Genomic DNA, 22,562 nt, shown 5'->3' with positions numbered 1-22,562 from the left:
CACACGCAACGTTCGCTACCCACCCTGACTACGTAAGGAGAGTTCCATGTCGATTGAAAAAGTACTGTATCGCGCCTCAGCTGAAGCTACCGGAGGCCGCGAAGGCCAAGCCATATCATCCGATGGCGTATTGGACGTCGCGCTGACAACGCCCAAGGAGCTGGGCGGTAATGGCGCCAAGGGCACCAATCCTGAGCAGCTGTTCGCCGCGGGCTATTCAGCCTGTTTTCTCGGCGCTCTGAAACATGTGTCCGGTGCAGAAAAGGTCAAGCTGCCCACCGATAGCTCGATTGAAGGTATCGTTGGTATCGGTCCCCTGCCCACGGGTTTCGGCATCGAAGTCGAGCTCAAGATAAGCTTGCCTGGACTTGACCCAGCGGTCGCTCAAGACCTGGTAGACAAGGCCCATATCGTTTGCCCCTACTCCAATGCCACCCGCGGCAACATCGATGTGACCCTGACCCTGGTGTAAGACTAAGCGCATCACCCAACCCCGATAACGTTAGCGCGTTATCGGGGTTTTATTTTGTGTTCAAACTATTTTACATCCCGTCTTTTGACGTAAATTTCTGCATCAACGTTATAATCTATAGCTAGACTGATTAGCCGCGCCCTACCTATCCATGTATGATAGTTACACATATAAGCGATACAGTTCTTCCTTACCCAGCGTAGAGAAGGGCTGTAATCTCCCTTTCAACCGCTCTCCTGGAGGCTACACATGAAGAAAGATCCCACTAAAGGTTTTATCGCACTACTCGGCTGGGCACCCAATGCCGTCGAAGCAGCCGCTACCTTTGATCGCCGTTATGTGGTCGTTGCCCCCGAATGGGCGGAAGAATATTGCAAGACCCACGATATCCCCTTCGTACCCTGGAATTTCGAGCGCCTGAACGACCGGTCACTGGAAATCGCTCAGACTCTGAAAGACATGGGTGTGGATGTTGCCATCCCGCTGTTTGAAGAAACGGTTGAGTGGGCCGGCGCTATCAATTCGGTGTTGCTGGACAATCCGCGCCTGTTCGGCCAGGCCATGCTCATGCGTGACAAGTCGCTGATGAAGCGTCGTGCTCAGCTGGGTGGTATTCGCGTCGGCATATTTGAAGAAGCGCACGACCGTGAAGACGTGATCCGCTTCCTCAAGCGAGTCAACCAGACGCTGCTCAAGCTGGATGGCGATCCGAACGACCCTATTCATTTCAAGGCCTTCGACAAGGCCGGCTGCCTGGGTCACCGGGTGATACGCACGCCGGACGACGTGGACGCCATTCCGGATGACGAGTTTCCGTCATTGATGGAATCACATCTGGACGGCTGGGAATTTGCGGTTGAAGCCTGGGTCCACAACGGCAAGATCCGCTTCCTGAACATCTCTGAATATGTCCGTCTGGGCTACTCGGTGCATGTGCCTGCCTCACCCGATCTGGAGGCCTATCGCCCGCAGATCGTCAAGCAGATCGAGAAGCTGATCAAGACCTTCGATATTGAATTCGGGATGATCCATCCTGAGTACTTTGTTACCAGTGACGGAGAAATGTACTTTGGCGAAGTCGCCTACCGGCCGCCGGGCTTCAAGGTGTTCGAGCTGCTGGAGCGCGTGTACAAGGGCTTTAATGCCTATCACGCCTCGATGCTGGTATTTGATCCGAAGTCCACCGAGGAAGAAGTCAAAGCCTACTTCCCGCGCGAAGTCGAGGATGCAACCGGCTATGCCGGCTGCTTTGGGGTTTACCCGCGCCGCCGCGTGGTCAGCAAGCTGGAGATGCCCGCCGAGACCGAAGATCATCCGTACTTCGAGTCGCACGAGCTGACTACTCCGATGGAAGAAATGGTCACCAAGCGCACCGCATTTGGCACGCACTGGGGACTGCTGTACTTTGTTGGCGAAGATTCCAAAGTCATGCACGACTTGCTCAAGCGTCAGGAAGAGCTCGACTTCTACGTGTAGCACATAGGTTTCCGGACCCCTATCATGGGTCGCAACAATTTAGGGTAAGGGGAAGTGTGTGGCTAGCAGCGATGCCGAGCAACAGGTTGATGACAGCAAGTTAGTGTTGCTGCTGTCGCGGTTTGATGATGCCCTCCAGGCGCTGAACAATGCGCCCGATTTTGCCAAAATTGGCAAGCTCGACCGGGTATTCGATACAGCTCGGCGGGTTCTGTTGCATGACGGCGGCTGTGTCGGATTGGCCGCCCGTGCACAGGCTCTGGAAAGCGCCGGTGTATTCATGGGCTCGGACTGGGACAGCCCGCAAACGTTGATCCCGGCACTGACCGGTAATACCTTGCGCAGCCCGGACGCCAACACACTGGTCATTGAAGCGTTAAGCCAGTTGCGGTTATTGGCGATATCACGCGGCGATTATGTGCACCCGTCCATGAGTGCAGAGCAAGCGCATCATTTTCTTACCCAGGTACTGGCCAACAACCTCGTCCTGCTGTTCACTCCGCCCAGCGAAGCCGAACGGGAAACCCAGGGCAGGTTGGCCGCTCTTCCCCGTAACCTGCTTGAACACCTGGCCAGCTGTATCGGCTACGAATTCATCATTGATCAATTGATTGATGAGATCTGGCGCATCCAGCAGCAGCGACCGATTCAGGTCAGCTCAGTGCGTCGCATGATCACCCAGATAGCGATTTGCCAAGCCAACCCCGAGATCGATCTGGGCACCAGCGGTCAGGGTGCCGACCGACTTGTCAGCAGCCTGTTCGGACCAACGCACGCGTGCCGTGAAGATCCCGGGATCGAGATCTATCAAGAACGTCTCGAATACATGGACAACACCGCCTTGCAGAGCGAAGCCACCGGCTTTGCGCGGGCGATGCATGATACTGGCCTGGTCTCGGCTTACCACACGGTTCTGGTACGGCACTTGCTGAACGAAGGCGAACACCTGCTATCGGAAGCGCTGGGCTTGTCATCGACAGGTCGCGATTGCCTGATGTGCTACCGCGAACTAGCGCTCAGCCTGATTGACGCCAGCGTCTTCCCTGCTACACCGCAGGCTATTTACGGCCTGTCGTTGATGCTGGAGCGCGGCATCCTCTATCAATTGCCCGTGGCCCCTGCGATGTGGCGACAGCTGGGTCTACCGCTGAGCACCTACACCCGGGAACGCCTGGCTATGGCCTTTGGTGATCAGGCCACGCCCGAAGCGTTCCTGCTTGAAGGCGTGCTCTGCATGCTGGGTCTGCCGCTGGGTGTGGGTCAGGGGAACAACCCGACCTGCCAGTCGGCGCGGGCGATGTCCATGTGGGCCTACAATGATCCGGACTACCTGTTGCAGATGGTGACCTGGGCTGCCCGCGATGACGAAATCATCATGCACTTCGAGGGCCAGGCGATTTCCTCACAGGAAAGCCTGTCCGGGGTGGCCACCAGCCTGCCAATCGATCTGGACCCGGTATCGTTGATTGTTGTACCGCATCTGGATCGCATCTATGCGGAGATGGGTCGGCGCTGTATCGGCCGCGAAGGAGATCCGCACCGCTGGGTCAATCCGGAGTTTCATGGCTGGTGGGCCGGCCGCGGCTTCCGCTTGAATGTGGATGTGCCGACCGGCAAGCTGGTCGACCTGGACGGCTTTCTGCGGCACTTCTATGCCGCTTACCATCCGTTCCATAACGGTAATCAGCCCTTGATCCACCCCCAGCCCGCGGGCATCGCGGTCACCGACAGCGCAGCGCGTTTTATCGGCTGGCATGCCATCACCATCCTGCGCGTGACTCTGGATCCCAAGGATGTGATGCGCGTGTACTTCTTCAACCCGAACAACGACAGCGGTCAAAACTGGGGCGACGGCGTGACTGTCAGCACCGCTGGCCATGGCGAGCGGTTTGGTGAAGCCTCACTGCCCTTTGAGCAGTTTCTGTCGCGTCTGTATATTTTCCATTACGACCCGCTGGAGCATGGCGAAATGGCCACCGTGACCCGCGGCGAACTGGATGAAGTGATTGGCTATATCCAGCGTAGCTGGGGTGCTGACCGGTTGCCTGCGGGCGACCTGCAGGGCGAGAGCGGCCAGCAGCCAGTGTGATCAGCCGTCGGGGCTGATCCTGCGCTGCATCTGCTGGTACCAGCGGTAGCCGACCCAGCACGAAGCGACCAGATAAGGGAAGGCGCCCAGCACCCACATGATCAGTCCGGCCAGTTGCTGGTCCTCCAGCGGCCGATCTGCTCCGTACAGCGACGATTGTGCGAACGTCAGCATCGCCCCCAAAAAACCCGTATGCATCAAGGTAAACAGCAACGCGAATAGTGCCCAGTGCACATTGCGCGAGGCGCTCTTCAGTACTGCCCACCAGAACAACCCCGCCGTTACCAGAAAGAAGGCGTGTTCGATCACATGCCACCAGGGATTATCCAGCGCCAGTACGTAGAAGTAAGGGGTATGCCAGAACCAGATGACCATGCCATGCACATAGGCGGTGAGCATCGGATGCCGCGTAAAACGCAGCATCGGTTCCCAGACTAGCGCTCCCGCACGTCCACCCCCGGCAGATATCTGCGGCAGCGGACGCGACAGCACAAACAGCGGCGCGATGACCACCATGAACAACATGTGCTGGACCATGTGCCAGGCCGTGCTGGTTTCCGCCCATTCATCCAACGGACCCAGTACAGCATAAAAGCTCAGAATCATGGTTGTATGAAACGCGGCGGATTGCCAGAGCGCCGGGCGCACGCGCCAGGCACCCGTCAGATAGAGCAACCAGAATCCGGCCATGACCAGCGCGCTCAATAATGCCGCGAGCTGCTCCTGCCCGCCGCCTTCAAGCGGGCTATGCGCCCATGTGGACGATACGGGCGCCCACACCCCCGCGAGCACGGCTAAAATCGCACGCCTTAAATGCATGGGGGCAAAATCACGCCGGGAAGAGCCAGCCCAACTGCCGCCAGCCCCGAGATCAGATACACAGCAGCGGCGATCCGCGCCACAAACCGACCGGTAGCGGCGCCTTCATCGGCATTCGGCGCAGCCCGCCAACAGCGCCTGGCAGACCAGAGCAGAAAAGTGCTGACCAGCGCTGCGAGCAGCAACATGGAAGCGTTAACCCAGGTCAAGGCCCCGCGCTCCTGATCAGGCGGCGCGAACTCGCAGGCCAGCGACAAGCCACCGTACAGCGCAACAAACCACAGGCTCCAGATAACCAGTCCAAGAAATAGATGCAATGGGTGCAGCGGTGACCACGGCGACATCAGACACCTCCCCAGGCCATCGGCAACAGCACAAAGGCGGCAAAGCTCATCCAGAACACGCCCAGCGTATACATCCAGAATGGCTGCACCACCACCGGCTCGTAGGGCAGGCGCAAGGCCACGTAGCCTATGCGCACTCGTACCGCTTGCAGCACGGTGAAAATAGTCGCCAGGCCGCCATGAAACAGCAGGTAATAGAGCATTACGGTCAGCACCGCGTCATGCGCCAGCTCGCCCGGCGTCAGAGGCGCGGTCACCAGCACCCAGACCAGGCTGAGAAAATGCAGCAGCCCCAATCCGGCGGCCAGCCACAGCAAGCTTTGTAGACGCGCGTCAGTACCCTGACGCAACTGGCTTACTGCCCGGCGAAACACCAACACAGCGAGGCTCAGCAACACGCCACTGGCAAACAATGGCAACAGTGCAATGGGGCCATCTTCCGGCGCCGTCCATTGCGGCGCGGCGGTCCATAGGTAAAACCAGCCGAACAACAGCGACACGTACAAGGTGCCGTTGGCCATCAGGCTGATGACCATACCCCACAGGCCCGGTCCATCGAAGGTTCTTGAATGCAGCGGCGGATCTACCGGGTCATCGTCACGCCAGGGCGAAGCCACTGGATGAGCGCCATTGTGCCAACTCCAGCGTAGTGCAAAGAACAGCACGCCAAAGCTGGCTGCCAACGCTAGCGGATAGGCTTTTATCAACAGGCTGATACACACCACGGCGATCACCGCGGCGGTCTGCATTGGCAACCAGGAATTGGAGGGTAGATGCACAATCTCGCGAACCTTGCCGGTAATCGCATCCGAGCCAAAAATGTCCCGACGCTGATTCAGCACCTCCGGCAACCCGTGCTTGCCCGCCGCGATGGTATCCGGCAGATCAGGCTGATCCCACATGGGATGCCGCGTTGTGATATCCGGCAGGCTGGCAAAGTTGTACGCGCTGACCGGCATCGGTGTAGCCCATTCCAGCGTGTCGGCATTCCACGGATTGCGCTCGGCCTTGCGGCCGAAACGGAAATGCAGCGCGATATCGAGGATCACCACCGCCACACCGATCGCCATGACAAAGCCGCCCACCGATGACAGCAGATTCAGCCAGCCCCAACCCATTTCCGCGTCATAGGTATAAACCCGGCGCGGCATACCCAGCAGACCTGTCAGGTGCATCAGCAGGAAGGTCATGTTGAAGCCGCCAAAGAACAGCCAGAAGCCCCAGCGCCCCAGTGTGTCCGACGGCATGCGCCCGGAAATATGCGGCAGCCAATAATAAAAGCCCGCCACCAATGGAAACAGCATCCCGCCGACCAGCACGTAATGCATATGCGCGACGACGAAGTGGGTGTCATGCACCTGCCAATTGAACGGTACCAGCGCCAGCATCACCCCGGTCAGACCGCCACAGACAAACACAATCAGAAACCCCAGAATCCACAGCATGGGCAAACGGAACAGGACCTTGCCGCTCCATAATGTCGCCAGCCAGGAAAATATCTGAATCGCCGTGGGTATCGCCACCAGCATGCTGGCTACCGAAAAGAACGCCAGCGCCAGTTGCGGGATGCCCACAGTGAACATGTGATGCACCCACAGGCCGAAACTGATAAAGCCCATGACGATGATCGCCAGCACAATCCAGCGATACCCCACCAGTGGCCGCTGAGCGAACACCGGAATCAGCGTGGAGACGATCCCCGCCGCCGGCAGGAAAATGATGTACACCTCAGGGTGACCGAACAGCCAGAACAGATGCTGCCAGAGCAGCGGATCGCCGCCACCGGCTACCTCGAAGAATACCCAGCCCGCGGCGCGCTCCAGTTCCAGCAGGATGCTGCCGAGAATCAACGGCGGAAAGCCGAAAATGATCATCAGCGCCATCGCCAGAATGTACCAGCAGAAAATCGGCATCTTGTTCAGTGCTATGCCATTGGCCCGGGTACGCAGTATCGAGACCACCAGCTCGACACCGGCGGAGATAGCCGAGATCTCGACGAAGGTGATGCCTAATAGCCAGAAGTCGGACCCGGGACCCGGGGAGTAGGTAGAACTGCTGAGCGGCGTGTACATGAACCAGCCTGCGTCCGGCGCAATCTGCAGCACCAGGCTGGACATGATGATCAGGCCGCCGAACAGATAGCAGTAATAGCCAAGCGCACTGAGCCGCGGAAACACCAGATCACGGGTACCGATCATCTTCGGGATCAGGTACATGGCCGCGCCTTCCAGCACCGGAATCGCAAACAGGAACATCATCACCGTGCCGTGCATGGTGAATATCTGGTTGTACAGATCCGGGCCGATGATGTCCTGTTCCGGCAACGCTAGTTGGGTGCGTACCAGCATCGCCAGCACGCCGCCGACCAGGAAAAAAGCCAGGCCGGTAATCAGAAAACGCAGGCCTACGGTCGTGTGATTGACCGCAGACGCCGACCGCCAGCCGGGTTCGTTGCCCCATACGCGCTCAAGCTCCTCGTGGCGCGCTTGATCGGGTTGGTTTCTATGTTCAGTCATCGGCTTGCATCTCCGTCAGCCATGCCTGGTAACCATCCGGTTCGTGGGCCTCTACGGTAAATTGCATGTGCGCGTGACCGCGGCCGCAAAATTCACTGCAACTGCCGTGATAAACACCGGGGTGATCTGCTTCCAACCGCAGAATATTGGTTCTGCCCGGAAACATATCCATCTTGCCGCCCAGTCGCGGCACCCAGAACGCGTGGATAACATCGTTGCTGGTCAGGCGCAGATCCACCGGCACGCCGGCAGGGATATGCAACTGGTCCTTCAGCACAATGCCGGTATCCGGATAACTGACTTCCCACCACCACTGGTGAGCAGTGACGTCAATGCGCACCACCTCACCGTCGGCTGGCGGCAATGGCAGCATTCGCTGACCCAAGGGGATACCCACCGCCAGGATCACGACAATACTCAGAGTGGGTAGAATCAATCCGCCGCCGATCACCCAGCGATTTTGCTCACGTTGCGCCTCCCGGTCGCTGACTTCGCCGGGATCACGGCGCATGGCATGCAGCCACAGCACTATCACTGCCACCAGTACCAGGGTAAAGAACCCGAACATCCCCCACCACATCCACGCGCCCGCCTGAGCGCTTGGGCCTCCCGGCTGCAACGAGGACATCGGGCCGCTACAACCGCCGAGCAGCAAGGACGTGCCAAGCAGCGCTGCGGCTGCTAATCTTTTGCTCACACCACAACTTGCCCGACGGGCAGGCACACGGGCATAACGTCGAGGATCAAGATGGCTTCCGCTTCCATTATCAGCAAAATGTCGATTCACGGGCATCCGATACATCCGATGGTCATTCACTTTCCGGTGGCTGCCCTGCTGGGTTTGATCGGGACTGACATCGCCTATCTGCTGAGTGGCGATTTTTTCTGGGCCCGAGCCGGATTGTGGCTGGCGGGCGTGGGCGTCGTGGGCGGATGGATATCCGGCACCATCGGCTTGCTCGACCTGATTATTGTTGAGCAGATACGCCGCCTTATAACGGCCTGGTGCCATGCCATTCTGGCGGTCATGCTGCTGTCTGTCGCCACGCTCAATTGGCTCAGCCGGCTTGGCAGCCCGGATGCCCTGATCATGCCTTGGGGCCTGTATATGTCGCTGCTGGGCGGCTTGTTGATCGCCCTGGCCAGTTTTCTCGGCGGACAACTGGTTTATGACCATGCGGTGGGCGTCGCGCCGGAGAAAACCGCGAAGCGGGTAGCGCGCAATATGAAAATCCAACAGTACGATGAGCCCTGAGACGTTCATGGCCAAACCTCCAACACAGGTTTGGCCAGCACCAGCCAGATAATTCCCGCCATCAGCGCGCAGGCAGTCAACCCCAACACCAGGCACCACACCCGCAACGGCTTGCCGTTATTGGCTTCCAGGCGCAGCACCAGCATACCTAGCAAGGTATGGACGAACACCAGCCCCACCACCATCGTCAGCTTGGCAATCAGCCAAACCGTTACCGTATGGTTAACCAGAAAAACCAGACTGCCTGCCAGAATCGCCAACAAAGCGGCAGGCGTAGCTATGCGGGTGAATACAAAGCGTGCAATGGAGTCGAACGGGTTCGGTGGCTCCTTGATCGCGGAACCATTGATGGCCGGATTATTGATCTCGGCATTATCCCAGGAGGCGCCGGCAATCAGCGCCGGCAGATAGAGCAGACACGCTCCCCAGAACAACAGGGCAGCTATGTGTAAAACCAGAAACCAGAGCATCGCGTCGGCAACTCCTTGTATGCATGATCGAAGCCAGGCGAGCCAGGGCTACAGCAATTTAATGATCGCCAAACTACCCGCCGCCCCGATAAAAGATACTGCAATAAGGACCAGCAGGCCGTCGCGCGCTACCAACGCCAGACCAAGAATGGCCAACGCCAGACCTACGATTGACGAAGAAAAGGGCACCAGTTCGAGAAACGGCAACGCAGCACCCACCATGACGCAAAGCCCGGCTATCAGGTAAGTAGATGAGGGATGCAGCATAAAGTTCAGGCGCGGTTTGATCATCCGATCGACGCGGCGAGCGGTCGGCTTCAGCCAGTCCAGGGCCTTGGTCAGCTTGCTCTGCGCAACAGAACGATTGAGGATGAACCCCGGCAACCAGAAATGCTTACGCCCGACCAACATCTGCAGGGCAATAAGCAAAACGAACAGGCCGGCAAAGATCGCCATCCCCGGCACGCCGCTAAGCGGGGAAAACAGCGTCAAGCCCATAATCAGGAGTAGCGGACCGAACGAGCGGTCACCGACCGACTCGACCACCTGGGCCATGGAGACCTGCTGTTCGTCCTTGGCCAGCACGGCAATATGTTCGAGCAGTTGCTCCAGATTATGTAAAGACGTCGACAACGGCGCTCCTCCTGCGCAAATCCGGCCGGGCCGATCCGGGGTCCTGATTGGCGCCCTTAGCCGGGCACCCGGCTAGGGAGCCCCGTTAGATCAGAGAGGCTTGCCGCGGTTCCCGTGTTCAGCAACAAAAGACTGAACCGCCTTGAGCTCATTGGCCAGCACGGTAAAGCGCTCCTGGCGTTCGAACAGATCACTCAGATGCGCAGGCAGATGCGGCGCTTCGCCGACATCAGCCTTGAGGACTGCATCAGGGAACTTGACCGGATGCGCCGTGCCCAGCGTGATCATCGGCAATGACATCGAACGGCGGCACTCACGCGCTGCGCGCACGCCTATGGCCGTGTGCGGATCCAGTAGTTCGCCGCACTCATTAAAGACTTCGGCGATGGTCGCACAGGTCGCCTCGTCATCCACTGCCAGCGAATCGAACAGCTTGCGCGTGTCGGTCCAACGCTCCTGCTCGACCTTGAGCTTGCCGGTCGACTTGAAGGTCGCCATCAGCTCGGCAATGCGCAAGCCATTACGGCCATGCATATCGAACAGCAAGCGCTCGAAGTTCGAGGAGACCATGATGTCCATCGACGGCGACAGGGAGGCGTGCAGCGTATCCTTGTCATACTGATTGCCGCCCATGAAGCGATGGAGGATGTCATTGCGATTGGTCGCGACAATCAACTGGCTGATCGGCAGACCCATGTTACGTGCCAGATAGCCGGCAAAAATATCGCCAAAATTGCCGGTCGGTACCGAGAAAGCCATGGACCGAGCCGGGCCACCCAACTGCAGCGCAGCGTGGAAGTAATAGACGATCTGCGCCATGATCCGCGCCCAGTTGATCGAGTTGACCGCGACCAGACGAGTACCCTTGAGAAAGCCCTGATCGGCGAAGCTGTCCTTGACCATTTCCTGGCAATCGTCGAAGTTGCCGTCGATGGCGATGTTGTGAATATTGTCGCCCATGATGGTGGTCATCTGCCGGCGCTGCACTTCCGAGACCCGGTTGTGCGGGTGCAGAATGAAGATATCCACATTCTCGCAGTGCTTGCAGCCTTCGATCGCGGCAGACCCGGTATCACCCGAGGTCGCGCCCATGATCACCACGCGCTCGCCTCGCTTGATCAGGAAGTGATCAAGCAAGCGCCCGAGCAGTTGCAGGGCAAAGTCCTTGAACGCCAGCGTCGGGCCGTGAAACAGTTCCAGCACCCATTCGTTGGCACCCAGCTGACGCAGCGGCGCTACCGCCTGGTGCTCGAATACCGCATAGGTTTCTTCCAGAATGCGGCGGAAATCCGCATCGCTGATGCTGCCCGCCACAAACGGGCGCATCACATTGAACGCCAGCTCGTGGTACGGCAGCCCGACCCAGGAGGCAATTTCTTCCTGGGTAAAGCGCGGCAAATTTTCCGGCACATACAGACCGCCATCGGTAGCCAGACCGGCCAGCAATACGTCTTCAAAATTCAGGGCCGGTGCCTGGCCGCGGGTGCTTATATAGCGCATCGTTGCAAACCTTCGGTTTGAGCTTCAAGCCTCAAGCCTCAAGCCTCAAGCCACCGGTCATCTTCCGGCTTGCTTGCCACTTGCAGCTTGCGGCTTGCCGCTATCAGTTCAGTTGTTCAACCCGGATCCGCATCAGCGGGCCGGCGATATCGTCCAGCGCTTCAAGCGCATCGATGGCGTCATTCATTTTCTGCTCGTGAACGCGGTGGGTCATGATGATGATCGGCACCAGACCGTCCTGCTCTTCGGCTTCTTTCTGCAGAATCGATTCGATATTGATCCCGCGCTCGGAGAGGATGCTCGCCACCTTGGCCAGCACGCCTGGGCGGTCCTTGGCCTGGATCCGCAGGTAATAGGCGGTTTCCACCTCACCCATCGGCAAAACCGGCAAGTCAGACAGCGAATGCGCCTGAAATGCCAGGTGCGGCACGCGATTGTTCGGGTCAGTGGTCAGGGTACGTACCACATCGATGATGTCGGCAACGATTGACGAAGCCGTGGCTTCCGCGCCAGCGCCGGCACCGTAATACAGCGTCGAGCCTACTGCGTCGCCGTTGACCATGACCGCGTTCATTACGCCATTGACGTTGGCAATCAAACGATCGGCAGGAATCAGTGTCGGGTGTACGCGCAGCTCGACGCCATCAGCAGTCCGCCGGGCAATGCCCAGATGCTTGATCCGGTAGCCAAATGCTTCGGCGTAGCGAACGTCGGCCGTGGTCAGCTTGCTGATGCCCTCGGTGTACGCCTTGTCGAACTGCAACGGAATACCAAAGGCAATGGAAGCCAGAATCGTCAGCTTGTGCGCAGCATCGATCCCTTCCACGTCGAAGGTCGGATCGGCTTCGGCATAACCAAGCGCCTGGGCTTCGGCCAGCACGTCGTCAAAGGTACGACCCTTGTCGCGCATCTCGGTCAGAATGAAGTTGCCGGTACCGTTGATGATGCCTGCCACCCAATCGATCTGGTTGGCGGCCAGGCCTTCACGTACCGCCTTGATGATCGGGATGCCGCCGGCTACGGAAGCCTCGAACGCGACCATCACGCCCTTCTCGCTGGCTGCGGCAAAAATCTCGTTGCCGTGCACGGCGATCAGCGCTTTGTTTGCGGTCACTACGTGCTTGCCGTTGGCGATGGCCTGCAGGACTACTTCCCGCGCTACGCCATAACCACCGATCAGCTCGATAACAATATCGATTTCGGGATTATTCACGACCTCGAAGACATCATCTGTCACCGGGGTGGCGCCCAGGCTGCAAGCCGGGTTCAGATGCCGGGCAGCAATTTGCGCGACCTCGATATCCCGACCGGCGCGCCGGGCAATTTCCACCGCATTACGCTGCAGGACGTTGAATGTGCCGCCACCGACGGTGCCCAGACCACAGATTCCCACTTTAACCGGTTTCAAACTAAGGCCCCCATTGGATCAGATGTAATAAAAAGTAGATTTGCCCTGGCGGTTTTTACTGATTGGCCAGGGCTTGTTCGGCAAGTTCTGCGGCCGGCTTGTAGCCCGGCAGCAACACACCATTGGCCATGAAGATCGCTGGTGTACCTTGCACACCGACCTGTTGACCCAGGGCAAATTGCTTATTCACCGGGTTGTCACAGGTCAGAGTCTCGATTTTGTTGCCCAGCTTGGCTTCGGTCATGGCTTCCTGCCGATCTTCGGCGCACCAGATGGATTCCATGATTTTCGCCGACGGCTGGCCTGGCCCGCTACGCGGAAACGCCGCATAGCGAACTTCAATGCCCAGATCGTTCAGTTTGCCCACTTCGCTGTGTAATAGTCGGCAATAGCCACAATCGACATCCGTGAACACCGTCACATGAGTCTTGGGCTTGTCCGGCGCGAATATAACCAGCTGGTCTTGTGGCAATCCATTGACCACCTCACCGATACCGGCCGCTTCAGCTGCGCTGGTCAGGTTTCGCGGCTGCGCGGCACTCAGATCATAAAGTGCGCCCTGGATCAGAAACTGCCCATCACCGCTTGCATACAGAATGCGACCGCTATCCAGCTGCACCTGATACACACCACTGATCGGCGACTCGGAAATCGTCTTGATGGCTACAGGCAGGTTCAGTTTGCTCAGGCTGGCACGGATGTCGTCAGCTGGTTCAGCAAGCACAGCTGTGGCGCATAGCGCTGACAACGATGCCATTAGCAATTTCAGTCGCATATCAGGTCCTCTTTACGGCCGACAAGCTTAGCATGAAAGATCTCGCTCACCCACGGGGATGATGGCTTGCATGCAGATCACGCAGGCGCTGGCGGGCAACATGGGTATAGATCTGGGTAGTCGATAGATCACTGTGCCCGAGCAGCATCTGCACCACGCGCAAATCCGCGCCGTGATTGAGCAAATGCGTGGCAAAAGCGTGGCGTAGCGTGTGCGGTGACAACGGCGTGCGGATACCCGCCTGACTAGCATGCAGCTTGATGCGATGCCAGAAGGTCTGCCGGGTCATCTCCCGGCCCTGGCGGCTGGGAAACAGCACATCGCTTGGCTGACCACCCAGCAGTGGCGCGCGACCGGCCTGCAAATAGCGTTGCAACCAGACGATTGCCTCTTCACCCAGAGGCACCAGCCGTTCCTTGCTACCTTTGCCGGTGACACGCACCACACCCTGACGCAGATTCAGCTGATCCAGACGCAACCCGGTCAGTTCACTGACGCGCAACCCGCACGCATAGAGCACTTCCAGCATGCAGCGGTCACGCAAACCAAGGCTGTCTTCAGGATCTGGCGCAGCGAGAAGCGCTTCCACGTCCGCCTCACTGAGCGACTTGGGCAGCGGACGACCGAGCTTGGGCAGCGCGATGTCCAGCGTCGGATCTTCGCTGATCAGGTTCTGACGCAATGCATGGCGATAAAATCCGCGCACGCAGGACAGCAACCTTGCGGTAGACCGGGCCTGGTAACCCTGGCCAATGCGCCAACCCAGATGCTCCATCAGCTCGGCCCGGCTGGCTGTAATCAGCCCACTACCGCGCGACGCAAGCCAACTGGCCAGATGCTCCAGATCAGTGCGGTAGGCTTCCAGCGTCGGTCGCGCCAGCCCACGCTCGAGCCACAGGCTGTCAACGTACCCGGCAACAACGCGCTGCTCCAGGTCACTGATGCTGGCTTTAGGCATGGGGTGCTGCATGGGTCATAATCCTGCGCTGCAAAACGGCCGGTTGGAATTTTGGACAATAAAAAAGCAGCCCGAAGGCTGCCTTTTCTTGTACCAGAAAGCGAGCTGATCAGCCCAGCTTTTCCTTGATACGTGCAGCGCGACCAGACAGGGCACGCAAGTAGTACAGCTTGGCTTTACGTACATCACCACGACGCTTGACGGTCAGGCTGTCGATCAGCGGCGAGTAGCTCTGGAAAGTACGCTCAACGCCTACACCGCTGGAGATCTTGCGTACGGTGAAAGCGGAGTTCAGACCGCGGTTACGCTTACCGATAACCACGCCTTCAAAGGCCTGCAGACGCGAACGATCGCCTTCCTTCACTTTAACCTGAACGATCACTGTGTCACCCGGAGCGAACTCGGGTAACTTCTTGCTCATCTGCTCAGCTTCGATCTGGGCAATAATGTTGGACATTTAAAACTCCTGCACAAGCCGTCGGACTTGACTCAATGGTTATCGGTTTCCCGTTCGCGGATAAATTCCGCCAACAGCTGCTGCTGTTCTTTGCTCAGCGTTAGATCCTTGAGCAACGCTGGCCGACGTTGCCAGGTTCTGCCCAGGGACTGCTTGAGTCGCCAGCGCCGGATCAGTTCATGATTACCACTGAGCAGCACCTCCGGTACGCGCCGCTCTTCAAACTCTTCCGGCCGGGTGTAATGCGGACAATCCAGCCACCCTTCCGTAAACGAATCTTCTACCGCTGAATCCGCATGCCCTAGCACGCCGGGGATCAGCCGGGTTACTGCATCCAGGACGACCATGGCGCCCAGCTCACCGCCGGACAGCACATAATCCCCAATGGAGATTTCTTCATCGACGCACATCTCGATGATGCGTTCGTCGATGCCTTCGTAACGCCCGCATAACAGCACCAGGCTGTCCATCTCGGCCAGCTCCTGCGCCCTTTGCTGGGTCAGCGGCTGGCCCTGGGGTGACAGGTAGATCACCCTGGGCGGTGAAGGCGCCTTCTGCCGGATCGCCTCAATGGCTTCCAGCAGCGGTTCAACCTTCATCAGCATGCCCGGACCACCACCAAAGGGCCGGTCATCCACCGTCCTGTGACGGTCGTGAGCATGCTCTCGCGGGTTACTGAACTCGACGCTCAACTGCCCCCGTTTAACGGCGCGACCGGTAACACCGTACTCGGTCAACGCGGCAAACATCTCGGGGAACAGTGTCACTACACCGGCCCACACCGGTCAGAACTCCGGGTCCCAATCCACCTGCATCAGACCTGCCTGCAGATCGATCGACTTCACGTACATATCCGGCAGGTAGGGCAGCAAACGTTCGCGCTGATCCAGGCTGCCTTCGCAGGGTTTGACTACCATCACATCATTGGAACCGGTTTCCAGCAGGTGATCGATCCGACCCAGTAACTGCCCTTCGACGGTTACGACCTGCAAACCTTCCAGCTGATGCCAGTAGAACTCGCCCTGTTCAAGATCCGGCAAGGCTTCACGCGCCACACAGATCTCGTAATCTACCAGCGCCAGAGCCTGATCTCGGTCGTTAATCCCCTTGAGGTTAACCACCAGCACCCGGTTCTGCACCCGGCCTTCCAGCACGGTCATGGTGCGCTGTTCTGCACCGCGTCTGAGTATCCATTCGGGATAGTTCAGAACGTTATCCAGCGGGTCCGTTTCGGAATACACCTTCACCGAACCGCGAATGCCGTGAACCGAAACAATCTTACCGAGGACCACCAAGGGTGATCCGCTCGACTCCGACAGACTGGTCATATCAGGCAGCGGCCTGATTTTCCTTCAGCAGAGCAGCAACGCGCTCAGAGGGCTGTGCACCCTGGCTCAGCCAGTAGCTAACGCGCTCCTGGTTTACTGACAGGCGGATTTCAGCACCGTTGGCAACGGGGTTGAAAAAGCCTACGCGCTCAACGAAACGGCCATCACGGGCGTTGCGGCTGTTGGCGACAGTCAGATGATAGAAGGGGCGCTTCTTGGAGCCACCACGAGCTAGACGAATGGTTACCATGTGGACATTGTTTCCTGTATTTGAGTAACGCTCATTGATTCATTACGGGCGGTGAGACCATGCGGCGCAGGCGCAGCAAAGACCCTTATACCCGAAAGGTCGCGTATTCTACGGAATATCGCGGCCATTGAAAACTGTTTTTTGATCACCTGCTGTACAGCAGGCTCTCAGAATTTGGGCATACCGCCGCCGGGTGGCAGCATACCGCCACCGCCGCCCGCACCGCCCATGCCACCCATACCGCGCATCAGCTTGGCCATACCACCCTTGCCGCTGACTTTCTTCATCATCTTCTGCATCTGTTTATGCTGTTTGATGACGCGGCCGATATCCTGAATCTGCGACCCGGAGCCCGCAGCGATGCGGCGCTTGCGTGAACCGCTGATGATATCCGGGTTACGCCGTTCCTGCGGGGTCATGGAGTTGATGATCGCTTCCATGACCTTGAACTGCTTCTCGGCCTGGGTCTGGGCGTTTTCCATCTGCGATGGATTGATCTTGCCCATCATCGGCAGCTTGTCCATCATCGAGCCCAGACCACCCATGCCACGCATCTGCTGCAGCTGGTCACGGAAGTCTTCAAGGTCGAAGCCCTTGCCCTTCTTGAGCTTCTTGGCCAGCTTCTCGGCCTTGTCCTTGTCGAGCTTGTGTTCGGCCTGTTCGATCAGGCTGAGCACGTCGCCCATGCCGAGGATCCGCGAGGCGATACGGTCAGGGTGGAAAGGCTCCAGCGCATCGGTCTTCTCGCCCATGCCCAGGAACTTGATCGGCTTGCCGGTAATGTGTCGTACCGACAGCGCCGCACCACCGCGCGCATCACCGTCGACCTTGGTCAGAATCACACCGGTCAGCGGCAGCGCTTCATTGAACGCCTGCGCGGTGATGGCTGCGTCCTGACCGGTCATGGCATCGACCACGAACAGGGTTTCAGACGGCTTGGCGGCCGCATGCACCTGGCGGATTTCTTCCATCATGTCGGCATCGATGGCCAGACGACCGGCGGTATCGATGATCAGCACATCCATGAAACGGCTGCGTGCTTCACGCATGGCCGCTTCAACAATGGCTACCGGCTTCTGCCCGGCGTCGGACGGGAAGAAGGTAACGTCCACTTCCTTGGCCAGGGTCTCCAACTGCTTGATGGCCGCCGGACGATAGACGTCGGCACTGACCACCATGACTTTCTTCTTCTGCCGCTCACGCAGGTGCTTGGCCAGCTTGGCGACGGACGTGGTCTTACCCGCGCCCTGCAGACCTGCCATCAGGATCACCGCGGGCGGCGTGACGGCCAGGTTCAGACCCACCGCCTCGCCCATCACCGCTTCCAGCTCGGCCTTGATGATCTTGACGAACACCTGGCCCGGCGACAGGCTGCGGGATACTTCCTGACCCACAGCACGGTCGCGCACCTGATCAACAAAGGCCTTGACCACGGGCAATGCCACGTCGGCCTCAAGCAACGCCATACGCACTTCGCGCAGGGTGTCCTTGATGTTGTCTTCGGTGAGTTTGGCGCGCCCGGTCACACCTTGCAGGCTGTGCGTGAGGCGTTCGGTAAGATTGTCGAACATCGGTCGGTCTCCTAGGCTTCCTGTAACCCCTGATTGGCGGGGTGAAGCGATCAAGCGCCGCAGTATACCCTGAGCACCCTACGGATGACAGGGAAGCGCTTTAACAGCAGCCCGGCTTGTGCCACACTTCGGCTTACTGATTCTCACCCGCAGGGACGTATGACAGCCCTTACTTCCAGTCTGCTGGCCGCTCTTCTCTATTTAGGCGGCAGCTTTTATCAGTTGCGTTGCCTGGGCAAGCGCCTGGCCGTCAATGTCAATTTGCTCCGGGCGATCGGTGTGATCGCTCTGATCGCGCACGCGGGCAGCCTTTATATTCAGCTGTTTACCGATGAAGGTCTGTCGTTAGGCCTGTTCAATACCGCCTCGCTGGTCGCCTGGCTGGTGATCGCCATTACCCTGCTCTCCAGCCTCAAGGCGCCGGTAGCCAGTTTGCTGCTGGGCCTGTTCCCGCTGGCCTTTATAACCGGGTTGCTCGCCTGGCTGTTCCCCAGCCACGGCACCACGCTGGTGCCGGCCGGCGGTATGCTGGTGGTGCACGTACTCTTGTCGATACTGGCTTACGGCATTCTGACCATTGCGGCTTTTCAGGCCAGCCTGTTGGCGATCCAGAACTACCAGCTCAAACATAAGCGGCCCACTCGCTTTATTCGTACCTTCCCGCCGCTGCAGACCATGGAACGCCTGCTGTTCCAGTTTCTGTTGTGTGGCGAGATTCTGCTGACCCTGGCGCTGATTTCCGGCTTCCTGTTCCTGGACAACATGTTTGCCCAGAACGTAGCGCACAAGACCTTCCTGTCCTGCGTAGCCTGGGTGGTCTTCGGCATCCTGCTGTGGGGCCGGCATTTCCGCGGCTGGCGCGGCAGCAATGCGATCCGCTGGACCCTGGCCGGCTTCCTGCTGCTGGCACTGGCGTACTTTGGCAGTAAGCTGGTCCGTGAATTCCTGCTGCCCTATTAATGAAGCCCGGCAATGCAGCCCAGTGGTTTAGCCGCTAATGAAAACCCTTTCCCCAGCTCCTGAGGTAGCCCCTTGAACGACGCCCATACCAGTTTTCTGTTGATGATACTGGCCCTCTTGATCGTCCTCTCGGCGTTCTTCTCCAGTTCCGAAACCAGCATGATGAGCCTCAACCGCTATCGGCTGAAGCACCTGACCAAAGAGGGCCACAAAGCGGCGAAGCGTGCCTCGAAGCTGCTGGAGCGGCCAGACCGCCTGCTCGGGACTATTCTGGTCGGCAACAACATCGTCAATATTCTCGCCGCTTCTATCGCGACGGTCATCGCTACGCAGATCTGGGGCGAAGCCGGCATCGCCATCGCCACCATAGGCCTGACAATTGTCATTCTCATTTTCGGCGAGATCACTCCGAAAACCCTCGCGGCACTGCGTCCAGAACTGATTGCGTTCCCTGTCAGTATCATTCTGAAATTTCTGCAGATAATCCTCTATCCCGTGGTTTGGATCTGCGGTGCCATCAGCAATATGCTGCTCAAGTTAATTGGCGTGAACACATCCGACCCCAACGGCGACCAACTGAGCACCGAAGAACTGCGCACCGTAGTACGCGAAGCCGGATTAGGCATGACCCGCAGCCGGCAAAATATGCTGCTGGGTATCCTCGATCTGGAGAAAATGAACGTCAACGACATCATGGTGCCGCGCAACGAGGCTGTGGGTATTGATCTGGAGGACGACCTGTCCGTCATCAATAACCAGTTACGTACCTGCCATCACACGCGCTTGCCGGTGTTCACCAACGACATCAACAATGTCACCGGCATCGTGCACATGCGCTCCATCGCTCGCTTGCTCAGTCGCGGCGAACTGACCAAGGAAGCACTGATACACGCCTGCAAGGAGCCCTATTTCGTACCGGAAAGCACTCCGCTGCATACACAGCTGTTCAATTTCCAGAAGCAGAAACGCCGTATTGCGATTGTGGTGGATGAATACGGTGACGTGATTGGCCTGGTCACCCTGGAGGACATTCTTGAGGAGATCGTTGGCGAATTTACTACCGACATGATGCTTCCCAGCCAGGATATTCACCCCCAGGAAGATGGCACAGTAGTGATCGAGGGCAGCAGCGCGATCCGCGCCATCAACCGCCAGCTGAAATGGAAGCTACCGGCAGACGGACCCAAAACGCTGAATGGTCTGATTACCGAGCAACTGGAAAGCATTCCGGAAACCAGTGTGTGCCTGACCATTGGCCGCTACCGGATGGAAATTCTGCAGACCAAGGACAACATGGTCAAAAGCGTGCGCATCTGGGATCGGGCGCTGGACCGTCACCCGGAGGACGAACCAGAGGCCGTAGCCGAAGGCGACAAGCACGACGACTGAGTCAGGCAGCGCAGGATGCCAGCAGCCCAAAGCGCATACCCGGCTTGCGAGGGATGATAGCCGTCGCGCGCCAGGTAATGCCTTTCGAAGATCCCGGCCATCGGCACATGCAGCGCCCGGCCCATCGCGCAACAACGCTGCGCATCCAGGTCGAGCAATCCCGCGCGCAGCCCGAACCAGCCCCGCAGAGGCTGCGGTAATGCATGAAACCTGCCTAGGGGCGGCACCGCAGTAACCAGCACCTGAGCCGCCCGTGCGTTGAAATGAGCCAGCAACCGCCTCAGCTCGCTCCGCCAACGCCAGCGCGGGGTCAGATGCGTTGTGTCATTGACCCCCAGGACGATCACCACCAGATCCCACCGCTCCGGCTCGAGCGTTGGCAGCAACTCCTGCCGACAGATAGCGGCGGTCGCACCGTTGCGCCCGCAAGCCTGCCAAATAACCGGCCGCGATCGAGCATCAGCCAACTGCTGAGCTAGCTGTCCGCACAGGGCCTGTTGTTGGGTGTCTACGCCGACTCCAGCCACGGTGGACTCGCCAATAACCAGTAGACGCAAAGAGGAGGAAGTTAAGTCAGAACTAGCGGGGATGCAGACGCCCTGCCAGGGCAGGGCTGCATCCGGCAGGCGCAAAGCGGTCTTTTTTACCCACAACGCCTGGGGCAGCAGTAACGGCAGCGCGGGCGCTGCCAGATACCACCAATGGCTCAGAGCGTGATCTCCACGCTAGTGGCAACCCGCAGGGCTTTTTCACGCGCCGCTTCAATACTTTCATCGCGAGCCAGCGCCACGCCCATGCGTCGCTGCCCTTCCACTTCGGGCTTGCCGAACAGCCGCAGCTGGGTGTCCGGCTCAGTCAGGGACTGGTGCAGATTGCCGTAACTCACCGCGACGGACTCGCCTTGCACCATGATCACCGCAGAAGCCGAAGGCCCCAACTGGCGAATGGCTGGAATCGGCAGCCCAAGAATCGCCCTTGCATGCAGCGCGAACTCGGACAGATCCTGGGAAATCAGCGTGACCATGCCGGTATCATGCGGGCGCGGTGATACTTCGCTGAACCACACATCGTCCCCTTTGATAAACAACTCGACGCCGAACAAACCGCGACCGCCCAGTGCATCGGTCACCGCCAGGGCAATGCGCTGAGATTCAGCCAGCGCCGCCTCAGTCATCACCTGCGGCTGCCAGGACTCCTGATAATCACCGCCCTCCTGGCGATGGCCAATGGGCTCACAGAAGCTGGTGCCATCAATATGCCGAACCGTCAGCAGCGTGATTTCGTAATCAAAATCGACAAAACCTTCGACAATCACCCGTCCTTCGCCGGCACGGCCGCCGGACTGGGCATAATCCCAGGCCGCCTGCAGTTCTTCCTGACGCCGCAGCAGGGACTGGCCCTTGCCGGATGAGCTCATGACCGGCTTGATCACGCACGGCAGCCCCACGGTTTCCACCGCAGCTGCATATTCTTCAAAGGTGTCGGCAAAACGAAAAGGCGAAGTGGGCAGATTCAGTTCTTCAGCAGCCAGCCGGCGGATGCCCTCACGGTCCATCGTCAGCCAGGCTGCGCGCGCCGTGGGGATGACCATGTAGCCTTCGCTTTCCATCTCGACCAGCGTGGTGGTCGCGATAGCTTCGATTTCAGGGACGATGTAGTCCGGCTGCTCGGCCTCAATGACCTCGCGCAACTGCTTGCCATCCAGCATGTTGATCACATGCCGGCGATGGGCGACCTGCATGGCCGGGGCGTGCTCGTAGCGATCCACGGCGATGGTTTCGCACCCCAGTCGCTGCAGTTCGATCACCAGCTCCTTGCCCAGCTCGCCGGCCCCCAGCAGCATCACCCGGGTAGCATTCTCGGCGTTGGGAGTTCCTATCTTGGCCATGCGA

At 58.7% G+C, this 22,562-nt stretch carries 23 protein-coding genes; 6 read left to right on the top strand and 17 right to left on the bottom strand.

The features are described from left to right. The first annotated feature begins 46 nt into the window (after window positions 1-46). The 3 genes from EAO82_RS06035 (at window position 47) to EAO82_RS06025 (ending at window position 4,037) form a co-directional block, all read left to right on the top strand. The gene (locus EAO82_RS06035) at window positions 47-472 is read left to right on the top strand and encodes an organic hydroperoxide resistance protein (RefSeq protein WP_096347964.1); all 426 of its coding nucleotides are present in this window, start codon (window positions 47-49) and stop codon (window positions 470-472) included. 249 nt (window positions 473-721) lie between these two features. Then, entirely contained in the window at window positions 722-1,948 is a 1,227-nt protein-coding gene (locus EAO82_RS06030; protein ID WP_096347965.1) for an acetyl-CoA carboxylase biotin carboxylase subunit family protein, read from the top strand. A gap of 58 nt (window positions 1,949-2,006) precedes the next feature. Further along, window positions 2,007-4,037 (top strand): hypothetical protein, encoded by a 2,031-nt coding sequence (locus EAO82_RS06025; protein ID WP_096347966.1) that lies wholly within the window; start codon window positions 2,007-2,009, stop codon window positions 4,035-4,037. Here EAO82_RS06025 and EAO82_RS06020 read toward each other — a convergent pair whose 3' ends face one another. The 4 genes from EAO82_RS06020 to coxB are packed head-to-tail and all read right to left on the bottom strand — an operon-like array spanning window position 4,038 to window position 8,413. Continuing rightward, the gene (locus EAO82_RS06020; RefSeq protein WP_096347967.1) at window positions 4,038-4,856 is read right to left on the bottom strand and encodes a cytochrome c oxidase assembly protein; all 819 of its coding nucleotides are present in this window, start codon (window positions 4,854-4,856) and stop codon (window positions 4,038-4,040) included. It abuts the gene before it with no gap. Beyond that, window positions 4,847-5,200 (bottom strand): hypothetical protein, encoded by a 354-nt coding sequence (locus EAO82_RS06015; protein WP_096347968.1) that lies wholly within the window; start codon window positions 5,198-5,200, stop codon window positions 4,847-4,849. Before EAO82_RS06015 ends, EAO82_RS06020 begins: the two co-directional genes overlap by 10 nt. Next, window positions 5,200-7,716: a cytochrome c oxidase subunit I gene (gene ctaD / locus EAO82_RS06010; RefSeq protein WP_096347969.1), complete on the bottom strand. Its 2,517-nt coding sequence runs from the start codon at window positions 7,714-7,716 to the stop codon at window positions 5,200-5,202. The genes EAO82_RS06015 and ctaD overlap by 1 nt, the downstream gene beginning before the upstream one ends. Further along, window positions 7,709-8,413, bottom strand: a complete 705-nt coding sequence (gene coxB, locus EAO82_RS06005; protein ID WP_231703292.1) for a cytochrome c oxidase subunit II — start codon at window positions 8,411-8,413, stop codon at window positions 7,709-7,711. The genes ctaD and coxB overlap by 8 nt, the downstream gene beginning before the upstream one ends. Before the next feature lie 51 nt (window positions 8,414-8,464). Between coxB and EAO82_RS06000 the strand changes: the two genes are divergently transcribed. Beyond that, window positions 8,465-8,971 (top strand): DUF2231 domain-containing protein, encoded by a 507-nt coding sequence (locus EAO82_RS06000; protein ID WP_096347971.1) that lies wholly within the window; start codon window positions 8,465-8,467, stop codon window positions 8,969-8,971. A gap of 5 nt (window positions 8,972-8,976) precedes the next feature. Here the strand turns inward: EAO82_RS06000 and EAO82_RS05995 are convergent, their stop codons facing one another. The 11 genes from EAO82_RS05995 to ffh form a co-directional block, all read right to left on the bottom strand. Then, window positions 8,977-9,441 (bottom strand): CopD family protein, encoded by a 465-nt coding sequence (locus tag EAO82_RS05995; RefSeq protein ID WP_096347972.1) that lies wholly within the window; start codon window positions 9,439-9,441, stop codon window positions 8,977-8,979. Between the two features lie 48 nt (window positions 9,442-9,489). Then, a complete protein-coding gene (locus EAO82_RS05990) occupies window positions 9,490-10,074 on the bottom strand; it encodes an exopolysaccharide biosynthesis protein (protein WP_096347973.1) in 585 nt (194 codons plus the stop codon). Between the two features lie 90 nt (window positions 10,075-10,164). Further along, window positions 10,165-11,574, bottom strand: coding sequence for a threonine synthase (thrC, locus tag EAO82_RS05985; protein WP_096347974.1), 1,410 nt, complete (start codon window positions 11,572-11,574; stop codon window positions 10,165-10,167). A gap of 103 nt (window positions 11,575-11,677) precedes the next feature. After that, complete coding sequence (locus EAO82_RS05980; protein ID WP_096347975.1) at window positions 11,678-12,982, bottom strand: homoserine dehydrogenase; 1,305 nt, start codon at window positions 12,980-12,982, stop codon at window positions 11,678-11,680. A 55-nt stretch (window positions 12,983-13,037) separates the two neighbouring features. Beyond that, a complete protein-coding gene (locus EAO82_RS05975) occupies window positions 13,038-13,757 on the bottom strand; it encodes a thioredoxin fold domain-containing protein (protein WP_096347976.1) in 720 nt (239 codons plus the stop codon). A gap of 46 nt (window positions 13,758-13,803) precedes the next feature. After that, on the bottom strand, window positions 13,804-14,700 hold the full coding sequence (gene xerD / locus EAO82_RS05970; protein ID WP_231703335.1) for a site-specific tyrosine recombinase XerD: 897 nt from the start codon (window positions 14,698-14,700) through the stop codon (window positions 13,804-13,806). 124 nt (window positions 14,701-14,824) lie between these two features. After that, the gene (rplS, locus tag EAO82_RS05965; RefSeq protein WP_022961062.1) at window positions 14,825-15,172 is read right to left on the bottom strand and encodes a 50S ribosomal protein L19; all 348 of its coding nucleotides are present in this window, start codon (window positions 15,170-15,172) and stop codon (window positions 14,825-14,827) included. Window positions 15,173-15,204: 32 nt separating this feature from the next. Beyond that, window positions 15,205-15,954: a tRNA (guanosine(37)-N1)-methyltransferase TrmD gene (gene trmD / locus EAO82_RS05960; protein ID WP_096347977.1), complete on the bottom strand. Its 750-nt coding sequence runs from the start codon at window positions 15,952-15,954 to the stop codon at window positions 15,205-15,207. 3 nt (window positions 15,955-15,957) lie between these two features. Beyond that, a complete protein-coding gene (gene rimM, locus EAO82_RS05955; protein WP_096347978.1) occupies window positions 15,958-16,500 on the bottom strand; it encodes a ribosome maturation factor RimM in 543 nt (180 codons plus the stop codon). A gap of 1 nt (window position 16,501) precedes the next feature. After that, window positions 16,502-16,750, bottom strand: a complete 249-nt coding sequence (gene rpsP, locus EAO82_RS05950) for a 30S ribosomal protein S16 (RefSeq protein ID WP_022961065.1) — start codon at window positions 16,748-16,750, stop codon at window positions 16,502-16,504. A 167-nt stretch (window positions 16,751-16,917) separates the two neighbouring features. Further along, the gene (gene ffh, locus EAO82_RS05945) at window positions 16,918-18,321 is read right to left on the bottom strand and encodes a signal recognition particle protein (protein WP_096347979.1); all 1,404 of its coding nucleotides are present in this window, start codon (window positions 18,319-18,321) and stop codon (window positions 16,918-16,920) included. Between the two features lie 159 nt (window positions 18,322-18,480). Here ffh and EAO82_RS05940 point away from each other — a divergent pair, with 159 nt between their 5' ends. Together EAO82_RS05940 and EAO82_RS05935 are read left to right on the top strand one after the other, a co-directional pair. Next, window positions 18,481-19,281: an inner membrane protein YpjD gene (locus EAO82_RS05940; RefSeq protein ID WP_096347980.1), complete on the top strand. Its 801-nt coding sequence runs from the start codon at window positions 18,481-18,483 to the stop codon at window positions 19,279-19,281. 72 nt (window positions 19,282-19,353) lie between these two features. Further along, window positions 19,354-20,670, top strand: a complete 1,317-nt coding sequence (locus EAO82_RS05935) for an HlyC/CorC family transporter (RefSeq protein ID WP_143520381.1) — start codon at window positions 19,354-19,356, stop codon at window positions 20,668-20,670. Here the strand turns inward: EAO82_RS05935 and EAO82_RS05930 are convergent. Next, window positions 20,616-21,302, bottom strand: coding sequence for an SGNH/GDSL hydrolase family protein (locus EAO82_RS05930; protein ID WP_231703291.1), 687 nt, complete (start codon window positions 21,300-21,302; stop codon window positions 20,616-20,618). The two genes, EAO82_RS05935 and EAO82_RS05930, sit on opposite strands and share 55 nt — an antisense overlap. A gap of 74 nt (window positions 21,303-21,376) precedes the next feature. After that, window positions 21,377-22,558 (bottom strand): formate-dependent phosphoribosylglycinamide formyltransferase, encoded by a 1,182-nt coding sequence (gene purT, locus EAO82_RS05925; protein ID WP_096347982.1) that lies wholly within the window; start codon window positions 22,556-22,558, stop codon window positions 21,377-21,379. Between the last annotated feature and the right edge of the window lie 4 nt (window positions 22,559-22,562).

Source organism: Halopseudomonas pelagia, assembly GCF_009497895.1.
Taxonomy (GTDB): Bacteria; Pseudomonadota; Gammaproteobacteria; order Pseudomonadales; family Pseudomonadaceae; genus Halopseudomonas; species Halopseudomonas pelagia_A.
The sequence above is the reverse complement of the archived record's forward strand: the minus strand, read 5'-3'. Positions and strand labels throughout refer to the sequence as shown.